General features: G+C 37.1%; 2 protein-coding genes. Both read right to left on the minus strand.

What is annotated here, in order from left to right:
• Positions 1–224: 224 nt before the first annotated feature.
• Positions 225–1,487, minus strand: coding sequence for a hypothetical protein (locus tag FTV04_RS16570; protein WP_180090425.1), 1,263 nt, complete (start codon positions 1,485–1,487; stop codon positions 225–227).
• Positions 1,484–2,125: an ABC transporter ATP-binding protein gene (locus FTV04_RS16575; protein ID WP_180090427.1), complete on the minus strand. Its 642-nt coding sequence runs from the start codon at positions 2,123–2,125 to the stop codon at positions 1,484–1,486. Before FTV04_RS16575 ends, FTV04_RS16570 begins: the two co-directional genes overlap by 4 nt.
• Positions 2,126–2,272: the final 147 nt, after the last annotated feature.

Raw genomic sequence — 2,272 nt, forward strand, 5'->3', positions numbered from 1 at the left:
ACCGGTAATTCAAATTATTTTTAAACTTATCAAATAAAACCCAACTTAATCAATTTAACCAAGTCATTGTTTTATCAGAAGTTTTAATCTTCATCACCGCCGATGGATGTGCATTCTACAGCATTTCACATCCGTTGCAACACCCTTTTCCATTTATTTTTAGTTTTTCATTACGTTTGTTTATTTATTCTACTAAATCAGTGTTTTTTACTTAAAAAGTGTTTTTAGCGTACAGAAAGCATGCAATACGCCAAAGGCACCCATAAGATAAACATTAAAACTGGCATAACACCGTGCACTTCTTCAGGTTTTCTATACAGCCATTGAATAAATGGAATGGCGATACCAAATAATGTAACCATCAATAGCACATCAACCAATCCACCTTTCAGCAGTAGCCACAGCAAAACTGGCACACTCATCATTAAGCCAATTATCAATAAAACACAGTATTCGTATTTCCTGAGCTGCCAAAGTGTGAACCCCTGAATGATCCAGAATCGCTCTGCAGATTCAAAATTTGATTTTAAGTCCATTTTTATCACACCTAGATTGAATAAACTCAGTGCAATATAGACGGCACACATTAATTGGAATAATTGTGAAGCAGTGAAATCAAGGCTCATGATGTTCCAAGTATCCGCCTGTGTGGCGAACCAATACAAAATCACAACCGCTGTAACGGACATACTGATACTAGCAATACGATGGGTTAGAAATCTTTTATGAAATGCCTGACGAATAATTAGTTTATTTTGATTGAGCCAGAGTGGGCTATATTTCTGTATTAGAAATACGCTAGGTACTTGCAGCTTTATTGGTTTTGATTTCCTACCGAGCAGCCAAAATTTTATTGCCGCTATACAGATGAAAGTAGATAACAACACCGCAACGAGTTGAGCGTCCAATATCGCTAGGCTCAAAATGGGCAAATATGTCAAAAGACAGACTAAAACCCAATATTGATTCTGTTGTAAAAACAGCATTTGTAAAATTAATAAATTAAAGATCCAAAGTAGCATCAATACACTGATGCCAATGGAAGCCAAGAATTCATACTCAACCCAAACATATAGAAGCGCTAAAATAAATGGCAGTATCAGCAAAAAGCTTAAACTGCCTAAAAATTTAATTTCCACTGCAAAGCGACTTTTAAGCGTGATGGGCAATAGCGCTAGATAGCGATACCCTTCTCCACCACTCAAAGCTTTACGCTGTATCGCACACCAAAATACATTTAAGGCAAGAAAGCCTGTCCAAATAAACACATTCGTGATTATTGATTTGCAATAAACCATATCAATAATGGGCTGCACTAAAGATAAGAGCAGTCCGAATAGCATTGGTCCGAGAATTAATGTGATTAAAATAAGTAAATGCTTTTGCCGTGCAACTGCGTCTGCTGTGGTCTTGACATAGTATGTCCATCGATATTTCAAAAGCGTTTTTATGATTGTTCGCTGCCCAACATGTCTTTGTTTATTCATGCCGCCTGCTCATTGGACTTTAGCCGATCCAGGTCGATGATTTTTGCTGCAAGACTGTCTCTAAATACTGGATCATGGCAAGACAATAGAATCAATTTCGATTGACTCTGCTGTAAAAGTATACTTGTTAATTCAGCCAAGGCATTTTGATCTAAGCCATTGCTCGGTTCATCCAAAATCAGTAAAGGTGCCGAAGTCATTAAGGCTGCAACCAATAAAAACTTTTTGGTTGTGCCAAAAGACATGTCAGCAAAAGGCGTGGCTAAATAGTGTTCTAATTTAAATTTTTCAATGAAGATTTGATACTGCTCATGCGCTATCCCTCGAATATCACACATTAAATTCAGAAACTCCTGCCCTTGTAAAAAATCATAAATAGGGCTTTTATCTGGCACATAGGCCACAAGTTTCTTGTATTGATTGTTGTGAGGGACATATTGCTGATCATTAATCAAAATATTGCCTGTATCGAAATCCAACATCCCCGCAATCATCGCAAGTAAGGTGGACTTCCCTACTCCATTCTCAGCAACAACAGCGACAATTCCGAATTCGCTTAACTCTAAATTTAAATTTGAAAATATACGTTTTCCCGCAAAAGATTTGGACAGTTGCTGCAAGCTCAAAGAAACCATCATGATGTTCCTGATTTATTATCTTAACCCGAATCGCGGATAAGAAATAAACTTGAAAATAAGAAGACTAGAGCCATCAGTTGAGTTACCACACAAAACTCACAACTCTAGTCCTAATGTTCAATAGTACCGAATTATTCTGCGTAATTG

Origin of the sequence: Acinetobacter sp. YH12219 (assembly GCF_013417875.1) — a bacterium.
GTDB classification, from domain to species: domain Bacteria; phylum Pseudomonadota; class Gammaproteobacteria; order Pseudomonadales; family Moraxellaceae; genus Acinetobacter; species Acinetobacter amyesii.